This is a genomic window from Enterococcus sp. 2G9_DIV0600 (genome assembly GCF_002140615.1).
GTDB lineage: Bacteria > Bacillota > Bacilli > Lactobacillales > Enterococcaceae > Enterococcus_D > Enterococcus_D innesii.
On sequence record NZ_NGLL01000001.1, the window covers coordinates 1,756,016 to 1,779,461 of the forward strand.

General features: G+C 43.2%; 23 protein-coding genes. 2 read left to right on the plus strand and 21 right to left on the minus strand.

Features of this window, described 5'->3' with window-relative positions:
* Positions 1-295 precede the first annotated feature (295 nt).
* The 4 genes from A5870_RS08370 to A5870_RS08390 form a co-directional block, all read right to left on the minus strand.
* Positions 296-1,054 (minus strand): ABC transporter ATP-binding protein, encoded by a 759-nt coding sequence (locus A5870_RS08370; RefSeq protein WP_081118659.1) that lies wholly within the window; start codon positions 1,052-1,054, stop codon positions 296-298.
* Positions 1,054-1,938: an ABC transporter permease gene (locus A5870_RS08375; RefSeq protein ID WP_081118660.1), complete on the minus strand. Its 885-nt coding sequence runs from the start codon at positions 1,936-1,938 to the stop codon at positions 1,054-1,056. Before A5870_RS08375 ends, A5870_RS08370 begins: the two co-directional genes overlap by 1 nt.
* Before the next feature lie 76 nt (positions 1,939-2,014).
* Positions 2,015-3,067 carry a tryptophan ABC transporter substrate-binding protein gene (trpX, locus tag A5870_RS08380; RefSeq protein WP_086292395.1) on the minus strand — a complete coding sequence of 351 codons (1,053 nt, stop codon included), beginning with the start codon at positions 3,065-3,067 and terminating at the stop codon, positions 2,015-2,017.
* A 374-nt stretch (positions 3,068-3,441) separates the two neighbouring features.
* Complete coding sequence (locus A5870_RS08390; protein ID WP_086292396.1) at positions 3,442-4,020, minus strand: hypothetical protein; 579 nt, start codon at positions 4,018-4,020, stop codon at positions 3,442-3,444.
* A gap of 125 nt (positions 4,021-4,145) precedes the next feature.
* On the opposite strand from A5870_RS08390, the gene A5870_RS08395 reads away from it, so the two are divergent.
* Positions 4,146-4,544: a DUF1622 domain-containing protein gene (locus A5870_RS08395; protein WP_016609320.1), complete on the plus strand. Its 399-nt coding sequence runs from the start codon at positions 4,146-4,148 to the stop codon at positions 4,542-4,544.
* A 108-nt stretch (positions 4,545-4,652) separates the two neighbouring features.
* Positions 4,653-6,353, plus strand: coding sequence for a fibronectin-binding protein EfbA (gene efbA, locus A5870_RS08400; RefSeq protein WP_086292397.1), 1,701 nt, complete (start codon positions 4,653-4,655; stop codon positions 6,351-6,353).
* Positions 6,354-6,666: 313 nt separating this feature from the next.
* Here efbA and A5870_RS08405 read toward each other — a convergent pair whose 3' ends face one another.
* The 17 genes from A5870_RS08405 to A5870_RS08485 form a co-directional block, all read right to left on the minus strand.
* A complete protein-coding gene (locus A5870_RS08405) occupies positions 6,667-7,158 on the minus strand; it encodes a pyridoxamine 5'-phosphate oxidase family protein (protein WP_081118664.1) in 492 nt (163 codons plus the stop codon).
* Positions 7,158-8,075: a helix-turn-helix domain-containing protein gene (locus A5870_RS08410; protein WP_086292398.1), complete on the minus strand. Its 918-nt coding sequence runs from the start codon at positions 8,073-8,075 to the stop codon at positions 7,158-7,160. Before A5870_RS08410 ends, A5870_RS08405 begins: the two co-directional genes overlap by 1 nt.
* 322 nt (positions 8,076-8,397) lie before the next feature.
* Positions 8,398-9,075 carry a carbonic anhydrase family protein gene (locus A5870_RS08415; RefSeq protein WP_074535795.1) on the minus strand — a complete coding sequence of 226 codons (678 nt, stop codon included), beginning with the start codon at positions 9,073-9,075 and terminating at the stop codon, positions 8,398-8,400.
* A 156-nt stretch (positions 9,076-9,231) separates the two neighbouring features.
* Entirely contained in the window at positions 9,232-9,867 is a 636-nt protein-coding gene (gene pyrE / locus A5870_RS08420; RefSeq protein WP_086292399.1) for an orotate phosphoribosyltransferase, read from the minus strand.
* Complete coding sequence (gene pyrF / locus A5870_RS08425; RefSeq protein WP_077453388.1) at positions 9,864-10,583, minus strand: orotidine-5'-phosphate decarboxylase; 720 nt, start codon at positions 10,581-10,583, stop codon at positions 9,864-9,866. Before pyrF ends, pyrE begins: the two co-directional genes overlap by 4 nt.
* Positions 10,583-11,506 carry a dihydroorotate dehydrogenase gene (locus A5870_RS08430; protein ID WP_077453389.1) on the minus strand — a complete coding sequence of 308 codons (924 nt, stop codon included), beginning with the start codon at positions 11,504-11,506 and terminating at the stop codon, positions 10,583-10,585. The genes pyrF and A5870_RS08430 overlap by 1 nt, the downstream gene beginning before the upstream one ends.
* A complete protein-coding gene (locus A5870_RS08435; protein WP_081118668.1) occupies positions 11,506-12,282 on the minus strand; it encodes a dihydroorotate dehydrogenase electron transfer subunit in 777 nt (258 codons plus the stop codon). The genes A5870_RS08430 and A5870_RS08435 overlap by 1 nt, the downstream gene beginning before the upstream one ends.
* Before the next feature lie 21 nt (positions 12,283-12,303).
* Entirely contained in the window at positions 12,304-15,489 is a 3,186-nt protein-coding gene (carB, locus tag A5870_RS08440; protein ID WP_086292400.1) for a carbamoyl-phosphate synthase large subunit, read from the minus strand.
* A 1-nt stretch (position 15,490) separates the two neighbouring features.
* On the minus strand, positions 15,491-16,570 hold the full coding sequence (locus tag A5870_RS08445; RefSeq protein ID WP_005235984.1) for a carbamoyl phosphate synthase small subunit: 1,080 nt from the start codon (positions 16,568-16,570) through the stop codon (positions 15,491-15,493).
* A 1-nt stretch (position 16,571) separates the two neighbouring features.
* The gene (locus A5870_RS08450) at positions 16,572-17,855 is read right to left on the minus strand and encodes a dihydroorotase (RefSeq protein ID WP_086292401.1); all 1,284 of its coding nucleotides are present in this window, start codon (positions 17,853-17,855) and stop codon (positions 16,572-16,574) included.
* A 31-nt stretch (positions 17,856-17,886) separates the two neighbouring features.
* Positions 17,887-18,813 carry an aspartate carbamoyltransferase catalytic subunit gene (locus tag A5870_RS08455; protein WP_081118671.1) on the minus strand — a complete coding sequence of 309 codons (927 nt, stop codon included), beginning with the start codon at positions 18,811-18,813 and terminating at the stop codon, positions 17,887-17,889.
* A gap of 47 nt (positions 18,814-18,860) precedes the next feature.
* Positions 18,861-20,141, minus strand: a complete 1,281-nt coding sequence (locus A5870_RS08460) for a solute carrier family 23 protein (RefSeq protein WP_081118672.1) — start codon at positions 20,139-20,141, stop codon at positions 18,861-18,863.
* 19 nt (positions 20,142-20,160) lie between these two features.
* Positions 20,161-20,697 (minus strand): bifunctional pyr operon transcriptional regulator/uracil phosphoribosyltransferase PyrR, encoded by a 537-nt coding sequence (gene pyrR / locus A5870_RS08465; protein WP_086292402.1) that lies wholly within the window; start codon positions 20,695-20,697, stop codon positions 20,161-20,163.
* A gap of 243 nt (positions 20,698-20,940) precedes the next feature.
* Positions 20,941-21,849 (minus strand): RluA family pseudouridine synthase, encoded by a 909-nt coding sequence (locus tag A5870_RS08470; protein WP_077453395.1) that lies wholly within the window; start codon positions 21,847-21,849, stop codon positions 20,941-20,943.
* Positions 21,833-22,318 (minus strand): signal peptidase II, encoded by a 486-nt coding sequence (lspA, locus tag A5870_RS08475; RefSeq protein ID WP_077453396.1) that lies wholly within the window; start codon positions 22,316-22,318, stop codon positions 21,833-21,835. Before lspA ends, A5870_RS08470 begins: the two co-directional genes overlap by 17 nt.
* The gene (locus A5870_RS08480) at positions 22,315-23,022 is read right to left on the minus strand and encodes a CBS domain-containing protein (RefSeq protein WP_086292403.1); all 708 of its coding nucleotides are present in this window, start codon (positions 23,020-23,022) and stop codon (positions 22,315-22,317) included. The genes lspA and A5870_RS08480 overlap by 4 nt, the downstream gene beginning before the upstream one ends.
* Positions 23,015-23,422: a hypothetical protein gene (locus A5870_RS08485; protein ID WP_081118673.1), complete on the minus strand. Its 408-nt coding sequence runs from the start codon at positions 23,420-23,422 to the stop codon at positions 23,015-23,017. Before A5870_RS08485 ends, A5870_RS08480 begins: the two co-directional genes overlap by 8 nt.
* Positions 23,423-23,446: the final 24 nt, after the last annotated feature.

Genomic DNA, 23,446 nt, shown 5'->3' on the forward strand with positions numbered 1-23,446 from the left:
AGATTTTACGATCTACGTGGCTGCGAATTCATTACGAAATGCTCTAGCCATCATAGATACAAACTTAGCGTTTGTACCCATGCTTTCATGAATACAAACCTATCTAAAATAGCTAAAGTAATATTTATTCAGTTGTGTGGGGTTCGTTAGCAATAATTTTTGCATAGTCCTTCGCTCCAAACTGATGTAAGATTGACCTAAGTATAGGTTTAACTTTGAAAGATGTCAATGATTTTTTCTTATTTTTTTCATTTATTTGATTATTTTTTTTGAAAACACCGTTCTATCAAGGGTTTTATAAGTCGTCTTCAAAGAACAGTAATAGTTCTGGTAAACTTAAGCGTGCTTTTTCATCTGCTGAAAGATCCTTGACGATTTCCCCTTTTCTAAGCAGGATCAGGCGATCTCCGTATTTTAATGCATCTTCCATCCGATGGGTGATCATGAGACAAGTTAGATTTTGTTCTTCTACCCTTTTTGCAGTGATCTGCATCAGCTGCTTGGAAGTTTTCGGATCTAAGGCAGCCGTATGTTCATCCAACAACAATAGTTTAGGGGTTTGGATCGTTGCCATCAATAAGCTTAGTGCTTGTCGCTGACCACCGGATAAACTACCCGTTGGCGTATCTAAATGATTTTCCAACCCATTGCCGATTTCTTTACAAAGGGCATAGAACGATTCTCTTTGTCCTTGCAGTTGACGAAGACCTAGTGACCGTTTTTGCCCTCTTTTTTGTGCTAACAGCAGATTTTCTGCCACTGTCATACGGGGAGCTGTCCCCATTTTCGGATCTTGGAAAACCCGTGCCAAAAAGCGCGCGCGTTTTTCTTCCGAAAGCGTGGTCACATTTTGATCATCGATCGTCACTTGGCCACTCGTTAAAGGCATGGTACCAGAGATGCAGTTGAATAACGTGCTTTTGCCGGCCCCATTTCCTCCCACAACCGTAACGAATTCACCGGGTTTTAAAGAAAGATCGATTTTGTTCAAGAGTACTTTTTTCTCATTCGGTCCGTTGCCGACAACTTTAAAGGCTTTTTTTAAGGCTAACATTATTCATCCTCCGTTTCAAAACCAGTGCGTAGATGCAGGGCTTGTTTAAATTGAGGGATCAACAAGCAGATCGTCAAGACGATGGCCGAGAAGATTTTCAAGTAAGTCGTATCAAAACCAGCTTTGATCACAAATAGGATCAATAATTGATAGATGATGCTGCCGATCACGATAGCGATCAAACGTTCTAGCAAGGTCAATTCGCCATATAACACTTCTCCAATGATGATGGATGCCAATCCAATCACGATCACACCGATTCCCTTACTGATATCGGCATAGCCGTCGTTTTGAGCGATCAATGCGCCTGAAAGTGCGATCACGCCATTAGAGACGATCAGACCGATGATTTTCATTCGATCCGTATTAATCCCCATCGACTTCGCCATATGTTCATTATCCCCTGTAGCAATATAAGCTTGACCCAAGTTGGTATGGAAAAAGTAAACCAGTACGCCACCGATCAATAAGACCATGATCAGCCCGATAATGACGGTATCATAATAATTCGGTAAGTTCATTTTAGTAAAGAAATCCTGGATCTTGGGCTGGTTTAAAAGCGACAGATTAGGAGACCGCATGACAAACAGCATCACCGAGTTCAATGAAGACATCACCAGGATACCAGCTAAAATCACGGGAATTTTGCCTTTTGTATAAAGAAGTCCGGTCACACATCCGGCACACATCCCAGCCAATACTCCTAAACAAGTCGCTAAGACGGGGGAAACCCCATGGGTGATTGCTGTCACACAGACAGCACCGCCTAGTGGAAAGGACCCTTCCGTCGTCATATCCGGGAAATTCAAAATTCGATAGGTCATAAATATCCCTAAACCAAGGATCCCCCAAAGTAGTCCTTGCCCAATTGCTGAAACAATCATCATTTTTCCTCCATTTTCTTACATGTTTTCGCTTTCAAACCCTCGTCGTGATCCTAGATGGTCTTAAGATTCTTGATCACTCATCACTTGCTTCGGTTTCTGGTGTCGTTGTAATCAATTTTGCCTCGTCTTTGAGTTTTTCTGGGATAGTGATGCCCAATAACTGCGCTTGTGTTTCATTAATGATCGTCTCGCCATCGCTGAATGTATAGATCGGCGTTGTCGCTGGCTCGGCTGTCCCGTCAAGAATTGCTGCCACCATCTTCCCAGTTTCGACCCCAATCGTAAATTGATCTTGCCCAACCGTCGCTAAGCCGCCTTGTTCCACCATCGTATCAACAGATGTAATGATTGGCGTTTTTGATTTATTGGCTTCTTGTACTACCGTCTGCATAGCATTTGCGATCGTATTGTCTAAGGGAATATAGATAAAGTCGACTTCTCGTGCCATCACTTGCACCATTTGCGCAATTTCGTTACTCGAAGGAACGGCATAGGATTTGCTGGTCAAGCCATTCTCTTCAGCAGCAGCTTCTGCTTCTGCCACTTGGTATTTCGAATTGTCTTCTGTCGAAGAATACAAAATACCGACTGTTTTTGCCTCTGGCAACAAATCTTTTGCTAGTTTGATTTGCGCAGCTACTGGTGCTTTATCTGAAACGCCAGTGATATTGCCGCCGGGTTGGTCCATATCTGCCACCAGATTGGCCCCAACTGGATCAGTGACCGCCCCTAAAACAATTGGTACATCCTGAGTGACATTCGCCAATGCTTGTGCTGCGGGTGTTGCGACCCCAACCAAAACGTCGGCATCTTTATTTAGCAGCTGCTGGCTCATCGTTGCCAATTTGCTTTGATCCGCTTGGCCGTTTTGGAATTCGATTGTCAAGTTGTCCCCTTCGGTATAGCCTGATTCTTTAAGGCCTTCTTTGATCCCCTCGGTGATCGCATCCAATGCTTCATGGCTGACAAATTGTAAGATCCCAACTGTTTTTTCAGCTTTCTCTACTGGTTCTGAAGCCTCACTGGCTTGATTGGTCCCACTTCTCATTCCTAACTGATAGACGAAGGTCGCTCCTAAAAATAATAAAATAACGGCAACTGATGCAATTAATCCCTTGTTTTTCATTTTTTATTCTCCTTTTTTTGCTTACATTTTTCGAGTTTTTCTTTTTATGGTTTTTGAGAACAAAAAAAGCAACTGCCTATGTGACGGCAATTGCAAGTAAGCAAAAGCCGCATAGAAGCTTGTCCTATGCGGCGATAAATTCAACTACCAGCATAGATACAGCACTTTAGAAGGTTCTCTAAAAAGTTGTATCTATGGAATGAGGTTCCATCAATACAACTATCTACGCCAGTTTTGCCATGATTTCACTTGCAATGGAATAAATAGTTTCATGATTGTTCCTCCTTCTCAACTTGTTTTCTTTCTTGATTGAATTCAGTTTAGCTTATTGATAAAAAAACGTCAACAATTTTCTGTCAAATTGTCAGATTTTTTTATCGATCATTGGCAGAAGAACGAATCGTCCACATTGGTAAACGATTCAATTCTGGGATGAATTCCGTCGTTGGCTGCTCAAATGAATCAAAGGTAAAGCGATTTTTCTCAACCCCTTCTTCATAAAAGACAAAGGTTACTTTATCAGGATCAATATCATATTCATTGGAGAAAAAAGCCGCATCATAGACGATTGGATAATAAAAAAATGTCCGATTCATTTCATCTTCTTGTGCTCGGATCAGATCAAACACTTGATCCAACTGAGCACCACTCGGTTTACTATACATCACCGAGATCGCTCGTGTTTCACGAATCGTCTTGTCTGCAGTCAGATAAGGCAATGGCTGTACTTTTTCTGACGGCAGCTTGTCAAAAGCGATCCGATCCACTAAAGAAGCATTGATACGATTTTGAGAAAAGACGATCAAACCTGCGAAGACCAGTGCGAAAAGAATTCCCCCGATCAGCGTGAAAATCGTTTTTTTCTGATCTCGATAAAGATCATCTAAAAAAGCTTGCCAGCTTTCAACTATTTTTTCTTTCGTGTAATGAACAAAGCTTTTCACTTGTTCCATAATTTGCCCACCTTTTTAAAAATACTACTATTATTTCATACTATCAATTCCCTTCTAGAACGTCAAGAAACTTCACATTTCTTCGATAATTCGGTAAGATAAAAGAAAACGGTAAAGGAGTCATTATGCATAATCTAGCTGATTCATTGATGACTGGAGCCAATCCAATCTTCGATTTCATCGTTGTCTGTTTGAACTTTCTCTCCATTTTTGTCATCGTTTGGGGTGTATTGATTGCAGGCATTGATTTTGTGCGCTACGAATTAACAGAAAAGGATCGATTGGTGGCAGCCAGAGAGAATAATTTTATCCGCAATTATTTAGGGAGCTATGTCTTATTAGGTCTGGAGATCTTGATTGCAGCAGATATTATTGAGACGATCATCCACCCTACTTTCGAAGACATCGTACGTCTAGCTGCCGTCGTTATTATTCGGACAGTCATCTCTTATTTCTTGAATAAGGAAATCGAGCGTGCACTGCAAACCACCGATCACCAACCTACCAAGAAAAAGGAAAGCTAGCTGCCATGGCTTTTCTTTGGATTCTTCGGTATAATAGATAGGAACATTTGACATTAGAAGGATCAATCCCTCAGTCAAACTATCCTTAAAAGAAAAGAGGGAAACAATATGTCTTTTGATGGTGTCTTTACCCATTTAATGGTCAAAGAATTACAAGATCAATTAACCAGTGGACGTGTAAACAAAATTCATCAACCTTATGAAAATGAGGTCGTATTTGTGATCCGTTCCCAAGGGAAAAATCACAAACTTTTGCTATCCGCACACCCCACCTATGCTCGTGTACAATGCACAACGATCGCCTATAGCAATCCAGAAACCCCACCGAATTTCTTGATGATGCTACGGAAATATTTAGAAGGGGCGATCTTAGAATCAATCGAACAAATCGACAATGACCGTGTGATCCATTTTCATTTCACGCGACGAGATGAATTAGGTGATTTGCAAGCCCTCGTCTTGATCGTCGAACTAATGGGCCGTCACAGTACGATTTTATTAATGAATAAGACGAGTGGAAAAATCGTCGATACGATCAAACACATTGGTCATTCCCAAAATACGTATCGTACCTTATTGCCAGGTGCTGTCTATGTTGCACCACCAAAGCAATCAACGCTTAATCCTTTCACAGCCTCTCGCACCAAGATTTTTGAAGAATTATCTACTCTTGATCCATTGACGGCAAAAGAACTTCAACAACGATTCCAAGGCTTAGGCCGCGATACAGCAGAAGAATTGATCGCTCGAATCAATGCCAATCCCAATGAAAAACTGCGTCAGTGGGAAGCTTTCTTTTCAGAGCTTACGGAAGATTTAACACCAAGTTATCTCCAGTCAGAGAAAAAGGAATATTTTACACCAATTCCCTATCCATCATTGATGGATGCGACCACCACTGTCACCCATTATCAGACTCTGAGCGAGCTTTTAGATGCATTTTACCATGATAAGGCGGAAAGAGATCGGGTCAAACAACAAGGTGGCGAACTACTGAAAAAGGTTGAAAATGAACTGAAGCGTAACCAGCTGAAGTTAAAGAAACGCCAGCAAACCTTGAGGGATTCAGAAAACGCCGAGGAGTTTCGCCAAAAGGGTGAACTCTTGACGACCTTTATGAGCCAAGTGCCTCGTGGTGCTACATCCGTTGATTTGGAAAATTATTATGAGGAGAATCGGCTTTTGACGATCAAATTAGATCCCGCTCTTTCTCCTAATCAAAATGCTCAGAAGTATTTTCAGCGATACCAGAAATTGAAAAACGCAGTTAAATTGATCCATCAGCAGATTGCCGAAACGAAAGAAGAAATCGCGTACCTCGAATCCGTGTTAGCCCAATTAGAAATTGCCTCTCCAATGGATCTAGCGGTTATCCGGGAAGAACTGATCGCACAAGGCTATGTCAAAAATCGGACGAAGCAGCGTAAAAAAGTCGCCCCTTCGCAACCGGAACGATTTGTTTCTTCAGACGGAACAGAAATTCTCGTCGGAAAAAACAATTTACAAAATGACCAACTGACCTTAAAAACAGCTCGTAAGAGTGATATCTGGCTACACACTAAAAACATTCCTGGTTCGCATGTCATCATTCGCTCGGACGATCCTAGCGAGACAACCTTAATGGAAGCTGCAGAGCTTGCCGCATATTTCTCAAAATATCGTCAATCTGCCCAAGTACCGGTGGACTATGTGCAAGTCAAACATATTCGGAAACCGAATGGTGCCAAACCTGGATTCGTCATTTATGAGAATCAAAAAACCTTATATGTGACACCGGACAAAGATATTTTGCGATTAAAGCAGTCCTAGCTATTCCTAAGTCTATTCGAATCAAAAAATCTTAGAGTAAGCAATACAAGAACCGACCACAAAAGTGCAGCTAAGAAGTGTATTGCCCCCAAAAGTTAGTTTTTTGGTCTAACTTTTTGGGGGTGCTTCACTAAACTGCACGCGCTTGTGGTCGGTTTTTATGTTTTTTATTCTATCTACTACTCTTTTAGCAGTAATTTTACTCAGCTTGAAACACCAAAGGCAAACCTTCACAGAATTTAACCATTGCTTCCTCTTCGAGATTCGCTAGAAAGGCAATTGAAAATCACCGTCAGAAAATAGCTTCTGCTAGCTAATAAATCCCGCCATCCTCCATAGTGACTTTCTTCTCGAAATCAAAATGATACAGCTTTTCCCAGTGATTGATATTCAAGGTTCCTTTAGTCAAACGGATCGCCAGAAAGCAACAGCCCTTATCATTCTCGTTGTTGACTTCGTCGTACCAAACAAAGGCTTTGCGAATTTTGCTTCTTAATTCTGCATTTTTAGGGTCTAGCACCCAACCTAAATTCTCCCCTTGACCGATCGCGGTAAACCATTCACCACTGACAGCAATAGAAACTGCTGGGTTCTTTTTGATTTGCTTGATTTTATTGGATTGTTCGTGCGTCGACACGTAAAAAATGCCCTCTTCATAAAAAGCATCAACTTCTCGAACGACTGGTTGTATGTGTCCCTCTGCAGTTTTGTCACAAGCTGTCGTCGCAAGGGCAATCACATTGTCTTTGAAATGCCCAAATTTTTCTTCAAGCAGCTTTATTCCTTCTTCATACTGGTGAGTCATTATTCTGTTCCTCCTTGCATCTCTCTTCTTTTTTTAAAAGGAATCCATAATTCGACATGTGTAACACGATTGTCCCCTTTTCGATATAGCTCTGGAAAAAAATCCTCAGCAATCCAACCATTTTTCTTGAGCCAAAAACGGGTATAACGCATCGCCTTTCCCATATTGATGATCAGTTGCTCTGAGATCGTATCAAAGCTGCAAACAATGTAATCACGTGCTGGTAGCGTCCATTCAATGAGGGTCGATAATTGCGTACCGTCACTTAATTGGCCAACAAAGTAACTTGAGTAGCCTTCTGGCGCATTTCCCGGAAATGAAACACCAATCAGGCAATGATCGGTGCGAGGCTGATTTGCAATCTTTTGATAAAAATCATGCCAAATTTCATCAATAGGGTCGATTCCTGTTCGTTGACCCAGCATTTTTCCATATTTAAATGGATAATAACCAATAACGCCATAAAAAACCATTGGTTGCTTGTTTCTTTTTTTCTGAATCTCCAAAACGACCCCTTCACTGATCAATGGGTGACCTTCTTCTGTGACAATATACCCTAAAGATAGATCCGGCTTATCAAAATTTTGTAAGCCGATCGGCGCTTTTTGGTAAAGAGAAGGCGAAAGTCCATAAACGGTTTTAAAGGTTCTTGAAAATACTGCATGGCTGCTAAAACCAACCTCAAAAGCGACCTCAATGACTCGACTTTTTCTGTCTTTTAATAAATGAGCGGCTCTGGCCAGACGACGTAGTTTTATATATTCCCTAACAGAAATTTTAACTAAACGGGTGAATAAGCGTTGATAATAAAATACAGAAAGGGATGCGACTTGTGCTAACGCTTCGATCTCTAATGGCTCGGCAAGATTGTCTTCAATATAATCGATTGATTTTTGGATTGCTTCCCATGCATGCATATGGATTTCCTTTCTTTCACTATAAAATATTCAGCCAAAAAAGCTTTACCGTGTCTGCTCTTTTTCCGCAAAAAACTATATTTGTATTTATTTTCACAATAGATTATCTGCCGCGAATCAGCTTATTTAATATTTTAGCATAGCCTTCATGGTCCTAGGATATAAAAATAAAAAAAGACGAAGAGTTTTCGTCTTTTTCCAGTCAATGACATTCTAAAATTTTAACATCTTTTTTATGGATTATCTTTACGAAGTGGTTTCTATAATGACCATCAAATGCAGTCAGTGAGAAAAACTACGTAAAAGGAACTATTTTTATAAATCAATAGAAATAAATAGGCCGATCTTTGCGGTCTTGTAATGGACGATTATTATTTTCTAATACTTCTTCGCGGAATTCTAAAATGAAGCGACGACTCATCTCACCAATCCAGTCAAAGACAAACCAGTTGATTGGACCTTTCGTTGGCGGGGTCGTCAGGGAACCCACATAATGAAAATGATGAGTGCGCTCTGGCAAGAACATGCTCGGATCAAACCATTGGGTATGGTTCTCAAAATCCCAGATGCTGTCGTCTTGCTGATTGCAGATCCAGTTGAGTTTATCTGTCAATTTGAATAAGATACCCACGACCAAGTTTTCTCCGTCCTCATTCATATGAACGAGATGAAACTCTAATTCTTGCTGCTCGTCATCGATAATGTGTTCAGACGGCATGTGAAAATGAATATCCGTCAAATAGTAGTTGATCCCTTTAAACGTGACATAGCTTTCTTTATTATAAGGAACGAAGTGAATCGTATTTTTGAATTCTTTTTCCGTGAACCGCTCTCGTTTATAGTGAAAAGCCAAGTCCTGATCGATGGGTTCTTCGGTCTCATCGTGGACTAAAGCGATTGGGGATTGGTACGGAAATTCGGCACCTTGTGCATACCAGTCGCACAAAGTGTGCCAATGTTCAGGTCCATTGTCTCCGGAATAACTCCAGGGAACGTCCATATTTCTTTTCAAAAAAAACAGCCTCCTAATTCAAGTTGACAGCAAGGAACAGCCCTTCCTATCAAAAAACTTTCTCCCAATGCTATCAGAAAATAGGTAAAAATAAAACGAATATGCTTGGTCATTCCCTCACATATCCGTTTCTTTTTCAATTCCTTATTCACTCAACCAAGCAGCAGGATCTTTTCGCCACTCTTGTAACAGGGCAACATCAGACTCTTGAATAGCACCCGTTTCTAAAGCCGACTCGATCAGAGCCGTATAGTTTGTCAAAGTCACGTATGGTAGATCTGCTTGCTCAAAATTCTCTTGAACTTGTGGCAGTTCGTAAGTAAAGATCGCAGCAACGCCTAATACGTCGGCTCCTTCTCTTTTGGCTGCTTCACAAGCTTCTAAGACACTGCCACCTGTTGACAATAAATCTTCAATGACGACCATTTTTTGATTTGGCTGAATACGTCCTTCAATTTGATTGCCTTTGCCGTGTTCCTTTGCTTTGCTGCGAATATAAACCATTGGTAAATCTAACAATTCAGCGACCCATGCAGCATGAGGAATCCCGGCTGTTGCGGTCCCTGCAATCACTTCTACTTCTGGATAAGTGGTTTTGATGACTGCAGCTAAGCCTTTCGCAATGGCACGACGCACAGTTGGATAACTCATGGTGATTCGATTGTCGCAATAAATAGGGCTTTTGATACCGCTGGCCCACGTAAATGGTTCATTGGGTCGTAAGAAAATCGCCTCGATGTCTAAAAGATCTTTGGCGATTTGATTGGATTGTTCCTTCATTGGCTAGCTTCCTTCCATTCTTGTTTAATTTGCAAATAACTTTCATAGGGTGTCTTAGACTGGGTGATCGGACGTCCTACAACGATCATGGTAGCCCCTGCTTTACGAGCTTGTGCAGGTGTCATGATCCGTTTTTGATCGCCAACTTCACTGCCAGCTGGTCGGATACCAGGCGTCAAGCGTATGAAGGCATCGGTTGTCCTTTGCTTGATCTGGTTTGCCTCGTGAGCGGAACAAACAACACCGTCTAATCCAGCTTTTTGGGCACAAGTGGCGTAATGGATGACACTTTCTTGCAGTGACGTCATGATCTGCTGATCATGATGCATTTGTGCCTCGCTAGTGGAGGTCAATTGGGTGACTGCAATCAAGTCAGGGACTTTTTGTCCTGTCGGGGTTCCTTTTTGTAGGCCGTTTTTAGCAGCAGTCATCATTTCGATCCCGCCGGCTGCATGAACATTCGTCAAAGCAACTCCTAACGAAGCTAAGCGTTCCATTGCTCGTCCTACTGTATTGGGAATATCATGTAGTTTTAAATCTAAAAAGATATCATGGCCACTGTTTTTTAACCAAGTAACGATTGCTGGCCCTTCTTGGTAGAAAATCTCCATTCCCACTTTTACAAATAATTTTTCTTCCGCAGGAAATTGCGCTAAAAATGTTTCAATAGCCTGTTTGTTGGGGAAATCTAGGGCAATAATTGGCCGTTCACTCATCACATATGCTCCTCTCTCACTTCTTTTATCAGCTGTTCCAAAGAAGGGATCCCTAATTCTGCCATTCGGATAGGCAATTCTTCAATCAATTTCGGGCAAATGTAAGGATCGGTAAAGTTTGCGGTTCCGACTGCAACAGCACTAGCACCTGCCAGATACATTTCAAGTACATCATCCACTGACATCACGCCCCCCATGCCAATAATTGGTAATTGAGAAACTTGCGCCACTTGTTTGATTAGACGGATCGCCACTGGTTTGATAGCTGGTCCAGATAAGCCTCCGGTTTGGTTGGCTAAAATTGGTTTCCGTGTTTTTAGATCGATCCGCATGCCTAAAAGTGTATTGATCATCGTAAACCCGTCGGCGCCGCCTGCTTCGATCGCTTGCGCAATTGGGACGATATCCGTCACATTCGGCGATAGTTTGACATAAATCGGCACTTGCGAGACTTTTTTGACCGCTTCAGTCAATGCACCAGCAACCGCAGGATCGGTGCCGAACGTGATACCGCCATGCTTGACATTAGGGCAAGAAATATTCAGTTCGATCGCTTTGACATTTTCTGCTCGACTGATTTCCTGACACACAAGAACATAATCTTCGACAGTCGAACCGGCAACATTCGCGATGATTGGCAAATCGGGGTGTTTTTGAGCTAAGTCCGGCAATATTTGATTCATGACCGTTTCTAACCCAGGATTTTGCAACCCGATGGCATTTAACATACCGCTAGGCGTTTCTGCTACCCTTGGGGTTGGATTGCCGAAACGTGGTTCAGGTGTGGTCGCTTTGATCATCACCGCACCTAATTGACTGATGTCATAATATTTATCATATTCTGCACCAAACCCAAAACAGCCGCTGGCAGGCATGATCGGATTTTTCAGACTCAATCCGGGTAGCTCGACGTTGATCGACATTAAATGACCACCTTTCTCGCCTGAAATACAGGCCCTTCGTCACAAACTTTGACACTTTTTGTGCCTTTTTCATCATCTTTCGTATGGCAAACACAGGCATAACAGGCACCCATCCCACAAGCCATTCGTGCTTCCATGGATAATTGAACATCTGGGAGGTCTTCGAAAAGCTGGGCGGTGGTTTTTAAAAGACCGTTATTCCCGCAGGCAAAGACCGCCGCAGGTGTTTGCTCTGCAGCTAATAACAGGTTGCCAACATTACCTTGTAAACCAGCGCTGCCATCATCGGTAGCAATCCTCGTGTCTCCTAGTGCGCGAAATTCCTCTTCATAATACATGACGTCTTTGCTGGCAAAACCCAAAAAGTGAATGACGTGGACGCCTTGTTGAGTCAGACGTTTCGATAATTCATAGAGTGGCGGTACACCGATACCGCCACCTACGATAAATGCAGTGTCCCCTTGTTTTAAATGATGATAGCGAAACCCATTTCCTAACGGCCCCATCACATCGATTGGATCACCAACGGTCATTTCTGAAAAAATTCGTGTCCCCTCTCCTTCGACCCGATAAATGATACGGCATTCTTTTTTCTCAGTATCGATATGATTGATACTGATCGGTCGGCGAAGAAGAAAGGCATTTTGAGGAACCCGTAGGTGCAGAAACTGCCCAGGGGTCCTCATCTCATTGACTAACTCACCCGTCAATGTCATTTCAAAAATCCGCGGTGCCAGTTGACGCTGTTTGCTGATGGTCATGATTTCTTGCTTCATCAAAAAACTCCTTTATCTGCGTTAAATTGCTTTTGTTGAAAAACTGCGGGATTCCATCACTTTTAGAATTGCATCCGCTGTATCAAGAGAAGTAAAGGTCGGTACACCATGTTCCACTGCTTCTCGACGAATGATAAATCCGTCTTCCGTTGCATTTTGGCGATCTTTATCCATGGTATTGACTACTACTTGGGTCGTTCCTTTACGGATCAAATCAACAACCATTTCTTCTGCTTGTTGATCAGAGATTTTAGCAACTCGTGTCACTTGCAGGCCTTTTTCTTCAAAGTAATCAGCGGTTCCATTGGTAGCCAATAAGGTGAAGCCGACCTCTACGAAACGCGCCGCCAGCGCTGCTGCCTCTTCTTTGCTTTCGTCTGCAACGGTGAAAAGTGCTTTTCCAAATTCAGGAATATGCAGGCCTGATGCCTCAAAAGCTTTATAAAGTGCTTTTGCCAAGTCTTTGTCTGATCCCATTACTTCACCTGTTGATTTCATTTCAGGGCCTAAGTAAGTATCGACTTTTAAAAGTTTTGTAAAGGAGAAGACCGGTGCTTTGATGTGTACTTCATTTGGTGTTGGCGCAAGTCCGTCTTGATAACCTAACGCTGTGATCTCTTCCCCGAGAATCGCCTTCGTGGCAATTTGGGCCATTGGGATCTCTGTTACCTTGCTTAAAAATGGTACGGTTCGGCTAGCACGAGGATTTACTTCAATGACATACACTTTGTTTTCATGGATGACAAATTGGATATTCATCATACCGATACAATTTAAACCTAATGCCAAGCGTTTGGTATATTCTTCGATCGTAGCAATCAGTTCATCCGAAAGATTTTGAGGTGGATAGACCGCCATTGAATCTCCTGAATGGACCCCTGCACGCTCGATATGTTCCATGATTCCAGGAATCAAAACAGTTTTGCCGTCACAGATAGCATCGACTTCACATTCTTTACCGACCAAGTAACGATCGACCAAGACAGGATGTTCTGGTGATGCTTTCACTGCATGACGCATGTAATCTTCTAAATCGGCTTGGTTTTCCACGATTTCCATCGCGCGCCCTCCTAAGACATAACTTGGGCGGACTAAAACAGGATAGCCGATTTTTTGAGCGATGGCGATCGCTTCTTGCTCGTTTGTCGCTGTATCTCCTGGTGGTTGTGGAATATCTAATGTTTGTAATGCTTGCTCAAAGAGATCACGGTTTTCGGCACGATCAAGATCTTCAATGCTGGTGCCTAGGATTTTGACTCCGGCTTTCACCAAAGGTTCGGCTAAATTGATCGCCGTTTGCCCGCCAAATTGGACGATGACCCCAATGGGTTGTTCCAAATCGATGACGTGTAAGACATCTTCTAAGGTCAATGGTTCAAAGTACAGCTTGTCGGAAATAGAGAAGTCAGTCGAAACCGTTTCGGGATTGCTGTTCATGATGATTGCTTCATAGCCAGCAGCTTGGATCGCTTTCACCGAATGTACAGTCGCATAATCGAACTCCACGCCTTGACCAATTCGGATCGGTCCAGAACCTAAGACAAGAACAGATTCTTTTGCGCTACGTTTGCTTTCATTCTCAAACTCATAGGTGCTGTAAAAATAAGGCGTTGCTGATTCAAATTCTGCGGCACATGTATCCACCATTTTGTAGACGGGCAAAATCTTTTGTTCATGGCGTAGCGTGCGGATCTCAGCTTCTGTGGTTTCCCACAGCTCAGCGATCTTTTTATCCGTAAAGCCGTTTTGCTTGGCTTTTTTCAAAACATCAAGGGATTGTGGTTCGTTTGCTAATGCTTGTTCGATCTCAAAGATGTGAAGCATTTTATCTAAGAAGAATAAATCGATTTTCGTCATTTCATTCAGATCTTCGATGGTATACCCTCTTCGGATGGCTTCCATGACGTAGAATAGGCGATCATCTTGTGCCTTGATGACTTTTTCCATCAGATCATTGTCAGAAAGAGCTTCTAGTTCTTTCATTTCGATATGATGTGTGCCAATCTCCAATGAACGAACAGCTTTCAGTAATGACTCTTCAATATTACGACCAATCGCCATCACTTCTCCGGTCGCCTTCATTTGTGTTCCTAGACGTCGTTCCCCCGTTTCAAACTTGTCAAACGGCCAGCGAGGAATTTTTGCGACCACATAGTCTAGTGCCGGTTCAAATTCTGCATAGGTGGTTTCTGTGACTGGATTTTTCATTTCATCCAATGTTAAACCGACGGCAATTTTTGCTGCCAATTTGGCAATTGGATAACCTGTTGCTTTACTTGCTAGTGCAGACGAACGAGAAACCCTTGGGTTTACTTCAATCACATAGTAGTTAAAGCTATGAGGATCAAGCGCCAATTGAACGTTACAACCACCTTCGATTTTTAATGCGCGAATAATTTTTAATGACGCATCTCGCAGCATTTGGTATTCATGGTCTGACAAAGTTTGGCTCGGCGCAAAGACGATGGAATCGCCGGTGTGGATGCCGACTGGATCGAAGTTTTCCATATTACAAACGACGATCGCATTATCAGCAGAATCTCGCATCACTTCATATTCGATCTCTTTAAACCCTGCAATACTACGTTCAATCAAGCATTGGGTCACTGGCGAGAGCTTCAAGCCGTTTTCAGCGATTTGGCGCAGCTCTTCTTCATTGTTACACATGCCGCCGCCTGTTCCCCCTAGCGTAAATGCTGGACGAACAATGATTGGAAAGCCGATTTTTTTCGCAAATTCAACTGCTGCATCCACCGTTGACACGATTTCGGATTCTGGGATCGGTTGATCCAATTCTTCCATTAATTGTTTGAATAGATCTCTGTCTTCTGCTTGGTCGATTGCTGCTAATTTGGTTCCTAGCAACTCAATTCCTAATTCATCCAAAATACCTGAGTTGGCTAATTCCATCGCCATATTCAAGCCCGTTTGTCCGCCTAATGTCGGTAAAATTGCATCAGGCTGTTCTTTACGTAAAATCCGTGAGACAAATTCAAATGTGATTGGTTCAATGTAGACTTTGTCAGCAATTTCTTTGTCCGTCATGATCGTTGCGGGATTCGAATTGACTAACACCACTTCGTAGCCTTCTTCTCGTAAAGCTAAACAAGCTTGTGTACCGGCATAATCAAACTCTGCCGCTTGTCCTATAATAATCGGTCCAGAACCGATAACCATGATTTTCTTGATATCTGTACGTTTTGGCATATTAGTTCTGCTCCTTCCATGCATCGATCATCTCTAAAAATTCGTCAAATAAGTGGACTGCATCATGCGGGCCCGGTGCCGCATCTGGGTGGTATTGGACACTGAATGCTGGGTAGCGGCGATGACGAACCCCTTCGATCGTGCCATCGTTCACTTCGACGTGGGTCACCATTAGTTTTTCAGGATCGATGGATGCTTCATCCACAGCAAAGCCATGGTTTTGTGAGGTAAAATCGATCCGACCAGTGGCGATTTCTCTTACTGGATGGTTCAATCCGCGGTGACCGAACTTCATTTTATAGGTATCTGCCCCATTCGCTAATGAGAAGAGCTGATGGCCTAAACAAATCCCGAAGATCGGTACCTTGCCTTGAATCCCTTGTATCATTTTAATTGCTTCTGGCAAGCTTTTAGGATCGCCCGGTCCATTCGTCAGCATCACGCCATCTGGTGCGAGGTCTAAAATTTCTTGCGCTGTCGTATTGTATGGCAAAATCGTTAGATTGCAGTTGCGACGTGACAGCTCTCGTAAAATACTATGCTTCAAGCCGAAGTCGATGACCACGATATTGCGACCCGTTCCAGGGCTTGGATAAGGTTTTGAGGTGGAGACTTGTGCCACTTGATTGGTTGGTAAAACCGCTGCTTTTAATTGATCAAAGGCATGGTCAAAGACATCTCCCGCATCAACGATGCTCGCTTTCATGGTTCCGTGTTGACGGATCTTTCTTGTCAGCGCGCGTGTATCGATTCCTGCGATCCCTGGAATATTTTTGCGTTTTAAAAATTCATCTAACGTCAGCTGCTTCCGCCAATTACTCGCTAGACGCGCGTGTTCTTTCACAACGACCCCTTTACAAGTCGGTGAAATTGATTCGTAGTCGTCTCGGTTGACGCCGTAATTTCCTACCATCGGATACGTAAACGTAATGATTTGTCCGTTAAAGCTTTGATCCGTAATGGCTTCTTGATAGCCCGTCATGCTGGTGGTAAAAACAATCTCACCAAAAACATTGATACTGGCACCAAAGCCTTCGCCTTCAAAGTATGTTCCATCTTCTAAAATAAGCCAACGTTTCATATTATTGCCCACCTTTTTGCCATACTAATTTTCCATTTACAAATGTATAACTTGTATCCCCATATAACGTCCATCCACCGAAAGGCGTATTGACTCCTTTTGATAGGAATTGCTTAGGATCCACGTTATAAGCTGATTCTAAGTCAAAAATTGCGAGATCGGCTTTGTCTCCGACCATCATCGTTCCGGTGCTTAGACCAAAGATTGATGCTGGTTTCACGGTCATCCAATCCACTAATTGCTGTAAGGTAAAGCGTCCTGTTTTTACAAAATGAGTGTACAACAATTGGAAGGCATATTCTGATCCGACGATGCCAAAGGGAGCTTTTAAAAAGCTTTGCATTTTTTCTTCATAACCATGCGGTGCATGATCCGTCGCGATACAGTCGATTGTGCCATCCAGCAGACCTTCGATCAACGCTTCACGGTCTTCTTGCCCACGTAATGGTGGGTTCATTTTCCAAAAGCCTTCATCGGCAGGAATATCTTCATCGATCAGAAGTAAATGGTGGGGAGAAACTTCGGCTGTCACATGAATGCCAGCTTTTTTGGCATCTCGGATCACTCGAACACTTTCTTTCGTAGAGACATGGCAGACATGGTAATGGGCTCCTGTTGCTTCCGCCAAAAGCACATCCCGAGCGATTTGAGATGCTTCCGTTACACTCAAGATCCCTGGCAATCCAAGTTCTTCCGCTTTTTTACCAGCATGCATCACGCCGCCAAAGAGTAAAGAATCATCTTCTGTATGGGCAACCAAAGCCAAGTCATTTTCGGCTGCTTGCTTCATTGCCAAATACATTGTGCCAGCAGTCTGAACACCCACGCCATCGTTCGTCAAGGCGAAAGCACCAGCAGCTTTCATTCCAGCTGCATCCGTCAATGTTTCACTGCGCAAGTTTTCTGTAATCGGCGCGTATTGTAAGACATTGATTGACGCATCTGCGTTGATTTTTTCGTAAACAGCTGCTAATTTTTCTGGTGTATCAGGAACTGGGTCAAGGTTTGGCATTGCGCAAACTGTCGTGAACCCGCCACGAGCTGCTGCCATGCTGCCCGTTTCGATTGTTTCTTTGTATTCAAAGCCCGGTTCTCTGAAGTGTACATGAACATCCACTAAACCTGGTGTGATCAATTGCTCTTTGGCGTCGATGACTTCGTCAAAATCTGTTTCGGGAAATGCTGTACCGATCCCGCGAATGATTCCGTCTTCGATCCAAATTGCTGCAGGAACACAGTGATTGTCTTTTTTGATGATTTTACCGTTTTTAATGAGTGTTTTCATGTAAACTTCCTCCTCTTATTCCTTTTGACTGTTAGGCTTTACCATTTAATACTGCTTCAAGAATCGCCATTCGAACGTAGACGCCATTCGACATCTGTGTAATGATTCGCGAGCGTAAGCTTTCAACTAAGGCATCAGCCAACTCCACATCGCGATTGACCGGCGCTGGGTGCATTATGATCGCATGTTCCTTCATTCTGGCTGCCCGTTCGACGGTCAACCCGTGATTTTTTAAGTATTCTTCTTTGGAGAAACTTTCCGTTCCATCATGGCGCTCGTGCTGGACACGAAGCATCATCATGACATCAACTTCTTCCACTAATTCATCTAATGGCAGCCAATGACCGTACACTTCAAACTCTTCGTCGTACCATTCTTTCGGTCCTGAAAAGAAAACTTTTGCGCCAAGTCGCTTGAGCATTTGCATGTTTGATTTTGCGACCCGTGAGTGGGTGATGTCACCTACGATGGCGACTTTCAAGTCGTCAAAGTGCCCGAACTCTTCATAGATCGTCATTAGATCCAACAAACATTGTGTTGGGTGTTGGCCGCTGCCGTCCCCGCCATTGATGATACTGCACTGGATCGTTTTGCTTTGGATCAAATCGTCGTAGTAGTTTTCATCGCCGTGGCGAATGACTGCCACATCTACGCCCAGAGCTGACATCGTCAAGACTGTGTCATACAGGGTCTCGCCTTTTTGAACAGAACTGGTGGAGGCTTCAAATTCAATGACTTCGATCCCTAGTTTTTTCTCAGCAACATCAAAGCTTTTGTGGGTTCTAGTACTGTTTTCAAAAAAGAGATTTGTTGCGAAATACTGTTCCTTTTGGGGCATCCATTTCGCCCCTCTTTTGAATTCTTGTCCTCTGCGGATGAGTCCCATCACTTCACGGTCCGTCAATGCTTCGACCGTCAAAAGATGCTTTAAGCTGATTCTTTCGGATTGAATAATCATGAATGAATTCCTCCTTTGTTTCTGTTTAAACGATGAGTTGGCACAAGTTATTTTTCTTCGCTGCGAGAGCTGTCAGGTAAAATAAGATTCAAGAAGATTCCTAGGACAGTTGCTAACGCCATTGCGGATAAGGTGAAGGTACCGACCGTGAACACAAGACCGCCGATTCCTACCACAAGGATCACTGACGCAATGATCAAATTCTTCTTACGATCAAAATCGATTTTGTTGTCGATCAAAATTTTCAACCCGCTGGCAGCGATGACGCCAAAGAGCAGGAAGCTGATCCCTGAGATGACTGGGCCAGGAATACTTAAGATCAATGCGCTTAGTTTTCCAACGAAGCCTAGTACGATGGCTAAAACTGCCGCACCACCGATGACGAACACGCTATGGACCCGTGTAATTGCTAAAACCCCGATGTTTTCTCCGTAACTTGTCACTGGCGGTCCCCCAACGAGACCGGCTGCGATTTGAGCAAAACCGTCGCCTAAGAGTGTTCGGTTCAAGCCCGGCTCTTCAAAGAAGTTCCGCTTCGTTAGTTTGTTTAAGACCATCAGATGTCCGATATGTTCTGTCATGGTGACGAAAGCGATCGGTGCCATCGTAGTGATCGCATTTAGATACAGTTTGGGTTCATAATTAATGAAAGGAATTTCGAAACTTGGCAGCCCAAACCAGTTGGCGTCAATGATTGGTTGTACGTCGACGATCCCTGCCGCTAAGGCGATCAAGTATCCGCCAACGATCCCTAGCAGGATCGGGATCAGCCCTAAGAACCCTCGCAAAAACATGTTGAAGAAAATCGTTAATCCCAAGGTAGCCAAAGCTACTAGAATGTACTTGAAATCGTAAACTGAGTCATTGTACATCGCATTTTGGGCGGCGTTGGCGGCTAATCCTAGACCAATCACCATAATCACAGGACCGACAATGATCGGTGGTAAGATCTTATCCAACCAAGCAGCGCCAGCACGTTTGATGATCAGCGAAACGATCACGTAGACCAACCCAGTCGTGATGGCGCCTTGGGCGATGGCTGGGTAGCCGTCTGATTCCATCAGCATTTGCATCGCCGCGATAAACGCAAAGCTGCTGCCTAGATACGCTGGGATTTTCCCTTTCGTTGTGACCAAGTAAACCAATGTCCCAATACCGGAACTTACCAAAGCGATACTGGGGTTGATCCCTACCAAGATCGGTACTAAAACTGTCGCACCGAACATCGTGAAAAGATGTTGTAAACTAAGGCCTAACCAAGGCAATGCTTTGGGCCGATCTTTGATGTCTAAAACTGCGTCTGGATTACGAAATTCTTGCTTCTGCATGTTGCTGTCACTCTTCTTCCTAGTCGTTTTCTTTTTTGATCATGATCCGGTCAGAACCGTCTGATTCTTCCATCTCAACGATAATTTCTTCACTTAAAGCAGTTGGAATATTCTTCCCAACAAAATCTGCCCGAATCGGCAGTTCCCGATGGCCGCGATCAACTAGAACGGCTAGTGAGATTCTCTTTGGTCGACCAATATCCATGATGGCATCCAAAGCTGCTCGAATCGTCCGTCCGGTAAACAAGACATCATCGATCAAGATCACTTCTTTGCCGTCAATAGCCGTCGGAATGTCTGATGAATGGATCTCTGGATCATCTTCGCTCTTTTTATCATCTCGGTACAAGGTGATGTCCAATTCACCAACAGGTACTTCTACGCCTTCCAATTGTTTTAAACGTTCCGCAATCCGTTGGGCGATATAGATGCCTCTTGTCTTGATTCCTACTAACACCAAATTATCAATGCCGCGATTTCTTTCAATAATTTCGTAGGTGATCCGTGTTAACGCTCGTTTCATTGTTACTGCATCTACTACTTCTTTCGCTGCCATATGTTGTTCCCTCCTAATTTTGAACATAAAAAAACTCCTACCTGCTTGAGGTAGGAGTCATGTTTTCCGATCGTTGCCTAAAATCCCATTCTGTGGATTTTGGGTACACGTTATCATCCAGTAAGGGTTCGAATCTCCAACGCGGGAGTCGTCTGCTTACTCATTCCTTCTTAGCCTCACGGGACTACATTTAAAGGAGCTATTTAGTTGTTACATTTACTATACAGTTCCACCACAAAAAAATCAATCATTTTTTCGTAATTTTTTTAGGGTGTCCTCAAATAGTTCTGGTAATGGGGCTTCAAAGACCATTGACTCACCCGTTGTGGGATGTGTGAAGCCTAAAAGCTTGGCATGTAAAAACTGGCCGTTGCCTTTTAAGGTACGCTTTGGTCCGTAGATTGGGTCACCGGCTAACGGAAACCCGATATATTGCATATGCACTCTAATTTGGTGGGTTCTTCCAGTTTCCAATTGCAATTCCACCAAGGTAAATTGATCAAAGCGTTCCAACACGGTGAAATGAGTCACTGCGGGTTTGCCGTTCTCAATCACCGCCTGCATTTTACGATTGACTTTCGAGCGGCCGATCGGTGCATTGATGGTGCCTTTTTCGTGGCTGATATTGCCATGGACCAAAGCCACATACTTGCGTAACGAGGTTTTGTCTTTCAATTGTTTCGCTAACGACTCATGCGCCTGATCATTTTTGGCAATCATTAACAGACCCGACGTATCTTTGTCGATTCGATGAACGATACCCGGCCGAACAACATCGTTGATCGTCGATAGATCCTCCATATGGTACAACAATGCGTTGACTAAGGTGCCACTCGGATGACCAGCGGATGGATGAACCACCATCCCTTGCGGCTTGTTGATGACTGCCACATCAGCATCTTGATAGACGATCGTTAAAGGAATATTTTCTGGCTCTAAATCTACTACTTCCGGCTCTGGCACTTGGATGACCAAGTGATCGCCTGCTTTTACTTTATAATTAGCCCGGACCGTCTCACCTGCCAAAGTAACGGCATCTTCTTTCAGCCATTGTTGGACTTGTGAACGGCTATGGTCAGGCAAGCGTTCGGCCAACACTTTGTCGACCCGCCCTTTTTCTTCTTTAATGATTACTTCAATTTGCTTTTCCATTTGATTCTCCTTGTTTCCCTTTTGCTACATCATCTACTAGTGCATAAATAAAAATCAAGATTACCCCAAACACTAATGACATATCAGCGATATTGAAAATTGGGAAATTGATAAAATCAAGCTGGAACATGTCCACTACAAAGCCATGCTGCAAGCGATCGATGAAGTTCCCGATAGCGCCACCTAGAACAAACGCCAATCCGAAACGAAACCATAGGCTGCTGTTTTGGTAGCGAAACAATAGATAAACAACGACGACAACCGCGATAACGGTGATGATCGCAAAAAAGGTGATTTTTCCTTCAAGAATACTCCAAGCTGCACCCGTATTCTGAAGATAGGTCAGTGACAACACATTGTCGATCAGAGAATGTGTTTCACCTAGTTGATAATTGGCAACGATCCAAATTTTTAGCCATTGATCCAAGCCAATGACAACAGCACTTAACAAAAAAAACAACGCGATCATAAATTTTCCACTCTTTCTTCTTTAAAAATATCTCGTGGACGGATGATGCCCAAGAGATTTCCATTCGGATTTTTATCTTTGGTGATCAATACCGCCTCAAGCAGGGCATTTTTTTGAAACAATTCTTCCACTTCTACGATGGTCATTTCAGCCGACACGAAACAAAAATTCGACCGTTTCCCATCTCCTGCTAATAATTCATCGGCCGTTCTGCCTGCTAACTTGATTTCACCATGGAGGCTTTCTTTCGCTAACCAGTACCCCAGCATTCGCAAAGTGATCAAGCCCAAAAATCGACCATTATCATAGATTGGAAATTGTGAGTAGCGCTTTTGGGCAACGATTTTCAATAACTCTGGTAATGGCAGGTGCTTTTCAAAACCAGTCACTCGTTTCGCAAAACGCGGCATGACTTTTTCAGGTGCCAGTAAGGAGCGTTCAATTTCTTGAATGCGATTGACGACCCATTCATTTGGCTCTGCAATGACAAAGTTCTCACCAATTTTTTCATGAACGATGGCATTGCGCAGCTGAGCCATCTGTAATAGATCATCTTCTGCTCTTCTAACATTGATATTTTTACTTTTTGATAAGCGACGAACCATTTCAGAAAACCCCATATTCCGCGGATTATCCAATTCGTCACGAAGACGCTTTTCGATTCGATTAAAACTGCTCAAAAATTGATCTGCCCCACTAGCCATGGCGAACCTCCTTGATAAGATATGCTTTTTTTAAATAAATCAAAACAAAGACAAAATAAGCCACCAAATACACACCAACAAAAAGCAACGAGTAGAGGGAGATGGATAATAAGCCCAAACCCCCTATCATGAGAAAAAGGCTTAAATAAAAGCCGATATATATTCTTTTAAGCGCAGGATTCATCACGACCTCCAGCTTGAGCGCTGATTGGCCTTGTGGTAGCTGAAAAGGCTGACTTTCTAAAAAAAACATGCGCACACGAATCGGCGTCTGCTCAGCCAGCGCCAAAAAAATCGTTTGCTGATGATTGATGGCAGCGATTCTTTTTTTCCCTTGCATGATCTCTAAGGGACTGCCCATTCCATAAAAACCAGTCCTCCTAGTTAGTTGTAGCTCCATTGACAAAGATCACCTCAATTGGTT

What these genes read in the sequence shown, in the direction of transcription:
- A5870_RS08450 (WP_086292401.1), bottom strand. Translation starts at nt 17,855, where the DNA reads ATGAAAACACTCATTAAAAACGGTAAAATCATCAAAAAAGACAATCAC.
- carB (WP_086292400.1), bottom strand. Translation starts at nt 15,489, where the DNA reads ATGCCAAAACGTACAGATATCAAGAAAATCATGGTTATCGGTTCTGGA.
- A5870_RS08485 (WP_081118673.1), bottom strand. Translation starts at nt 23,422, where the DNA reads ATGGAGCTACAACTAACTAGGAGGACTGGTTTTTATGGAATGGGCAGT.
- pyrE (WP_086292399.1), bottom strand. Translation starts at nt 9,867, where the DNA reads ATGAAGGAACAATCCAATCAAATCGCCAAAGATCTTTTAGACATCGAG.
- A5870_RS08410 (WP_086292398.1), bottom strand. Translation starts at nt 8,075, where the DNA reads ATGCATGCATGGGAAGCAATCCAAAAATCAATCGATTATATTGAAGAC.
- pyrF (WP_077453388.1), bottom strand. Translation starts at nt 10,583, where the DNA reads ATGAGTGAACGGCCAATTATTGCCCTAGATTTCCCCAACAAACAGGCT.
- A5870_RS08395 (WP_016609320.1), top strand. Translation starts at nt 4,146, where the DNA reads ATGCATAATCTAGCTGATTCATTGATGACTGGAGCCAATCCAATCTTC.
- A5870_RS08455 (WP_081118671.1), bottom strand. Translation starts at nt 18,813, where the DNA reads ATGATTATTCAATCCGAAAGAATCAGCTTAAAGCATCTTTTGACGGTC.
- A5870_RS08375 (WP_081118660.1), bottom strand. Translation starts at nt 1,938, where the DNA reads ATGATTGTTTCAGCAATTGGGCAAGGACTACTTTGGGGGATCCTTGGT.
- A5870_RS08435 (WP_081118668.1), bottom strand. Translation starts at nt 12,282, where the DNA reads ATGAAGCAAGAAATCATGACCATCAGCAAACAGCGTCAACTGGCACCG.
- lspA (WP_077453396.1), bottom strand. Translation starts at nt 22,318, where the DNA reads ATGATCGCGTTGTTTTTTTTGTTAAGTGCTGTTGTCATTGGCTTGGAT.
- pyrR (WP_086292402.1), bottom strand. Translation starts at nt 20,697, where the DNA reads ATGGCAGCGAAAGAAGTAGTAGATGCAGTAACAATGAAACGAGCGTTA.
- A5870_RS08445 (WP_005235984.1), bottom strand. Translation starts at nt 16,570, where the DNA reads ATGAAACGTTGGCTTATTTTAGAAGATGGAACATACTTTGAAGGCGAA.
- A5870_RS08415 (WP_074535795.1), bottom strand. Translation starts at nt 9,075, where the DNA reads ATGGACGTTCCCTGGAGTTATTCCGGAGACAATGGACCTGAACATTGG.
- A5870_RS08470 (WP_077453395.1), bottom strand. Translation starts at nt 21,849, where the DNA reads ATGGAAAAGCAAATTGAAGTAATCATTAAAGAAGAAAAAGGGCGGGTC.
- A5870_RS08390 (WP_086292396.1), bottom strand. Translation starts at nt 4,020, where the DNA reads ATGGAACAAGTGAAAAGCTTTGTTCATTACACGAAAGAAAAAATAGTT.
- trpX (WP_086292395.1), bottom strand. Translation starts at nt 3,067, where the DNA reads ATGAAAAACAAGGGATTAATTGCATCAGTTGCCGTTATTTTATTATTT.
- A5870_RS08460 (WP_081118672.1), bottom strand. Translation starts at nt 20,141, where the DNA reads ATGCAGAAGCAAGAATTTCGTAATCCAGACGCAGTTTTAGACATCAAA.
- efbA (WP_086292397.1), top strand. Translation starts at nt 4,653, where the DNA reads ATGTCTTTTGATGGTGTCTTTACCCATTTAATGGTCAAAGAATTACAA.
- A5870_RS08405 (WP_081118664.1), bottom strand. Translation starts at nt 7,158, where the DNA reads ATGACTCACCAGTATGAAGAAGGAATAAAGCTGCTTGAAGAAAAATTT.
- A5870_RS08370 (WP_081118659.1), bottom strand. Translation starts at nt 1,054, where the DNA reads ATGTTAGCCTTAAAAAAAGCCTTTAAAGTTGTCGGCAACGGACCGAAT.
- A5870_RS08480 (WP_086292403.1), bottom strand. Translation starts at nt 23,022, where the DNA reads ATGGCTAGTGGGGCAGATCAATTTTTGAGCAGTTTTAATCGAATCGAA.
- A5870_RS08430 (WP_077453389.1), bottom strand. Translation starts at nt 11,506, where the DNA reads ATGTCGATCAACGTCGAGCTACCCGGATTGAGTCTGAAAAATCCGATC.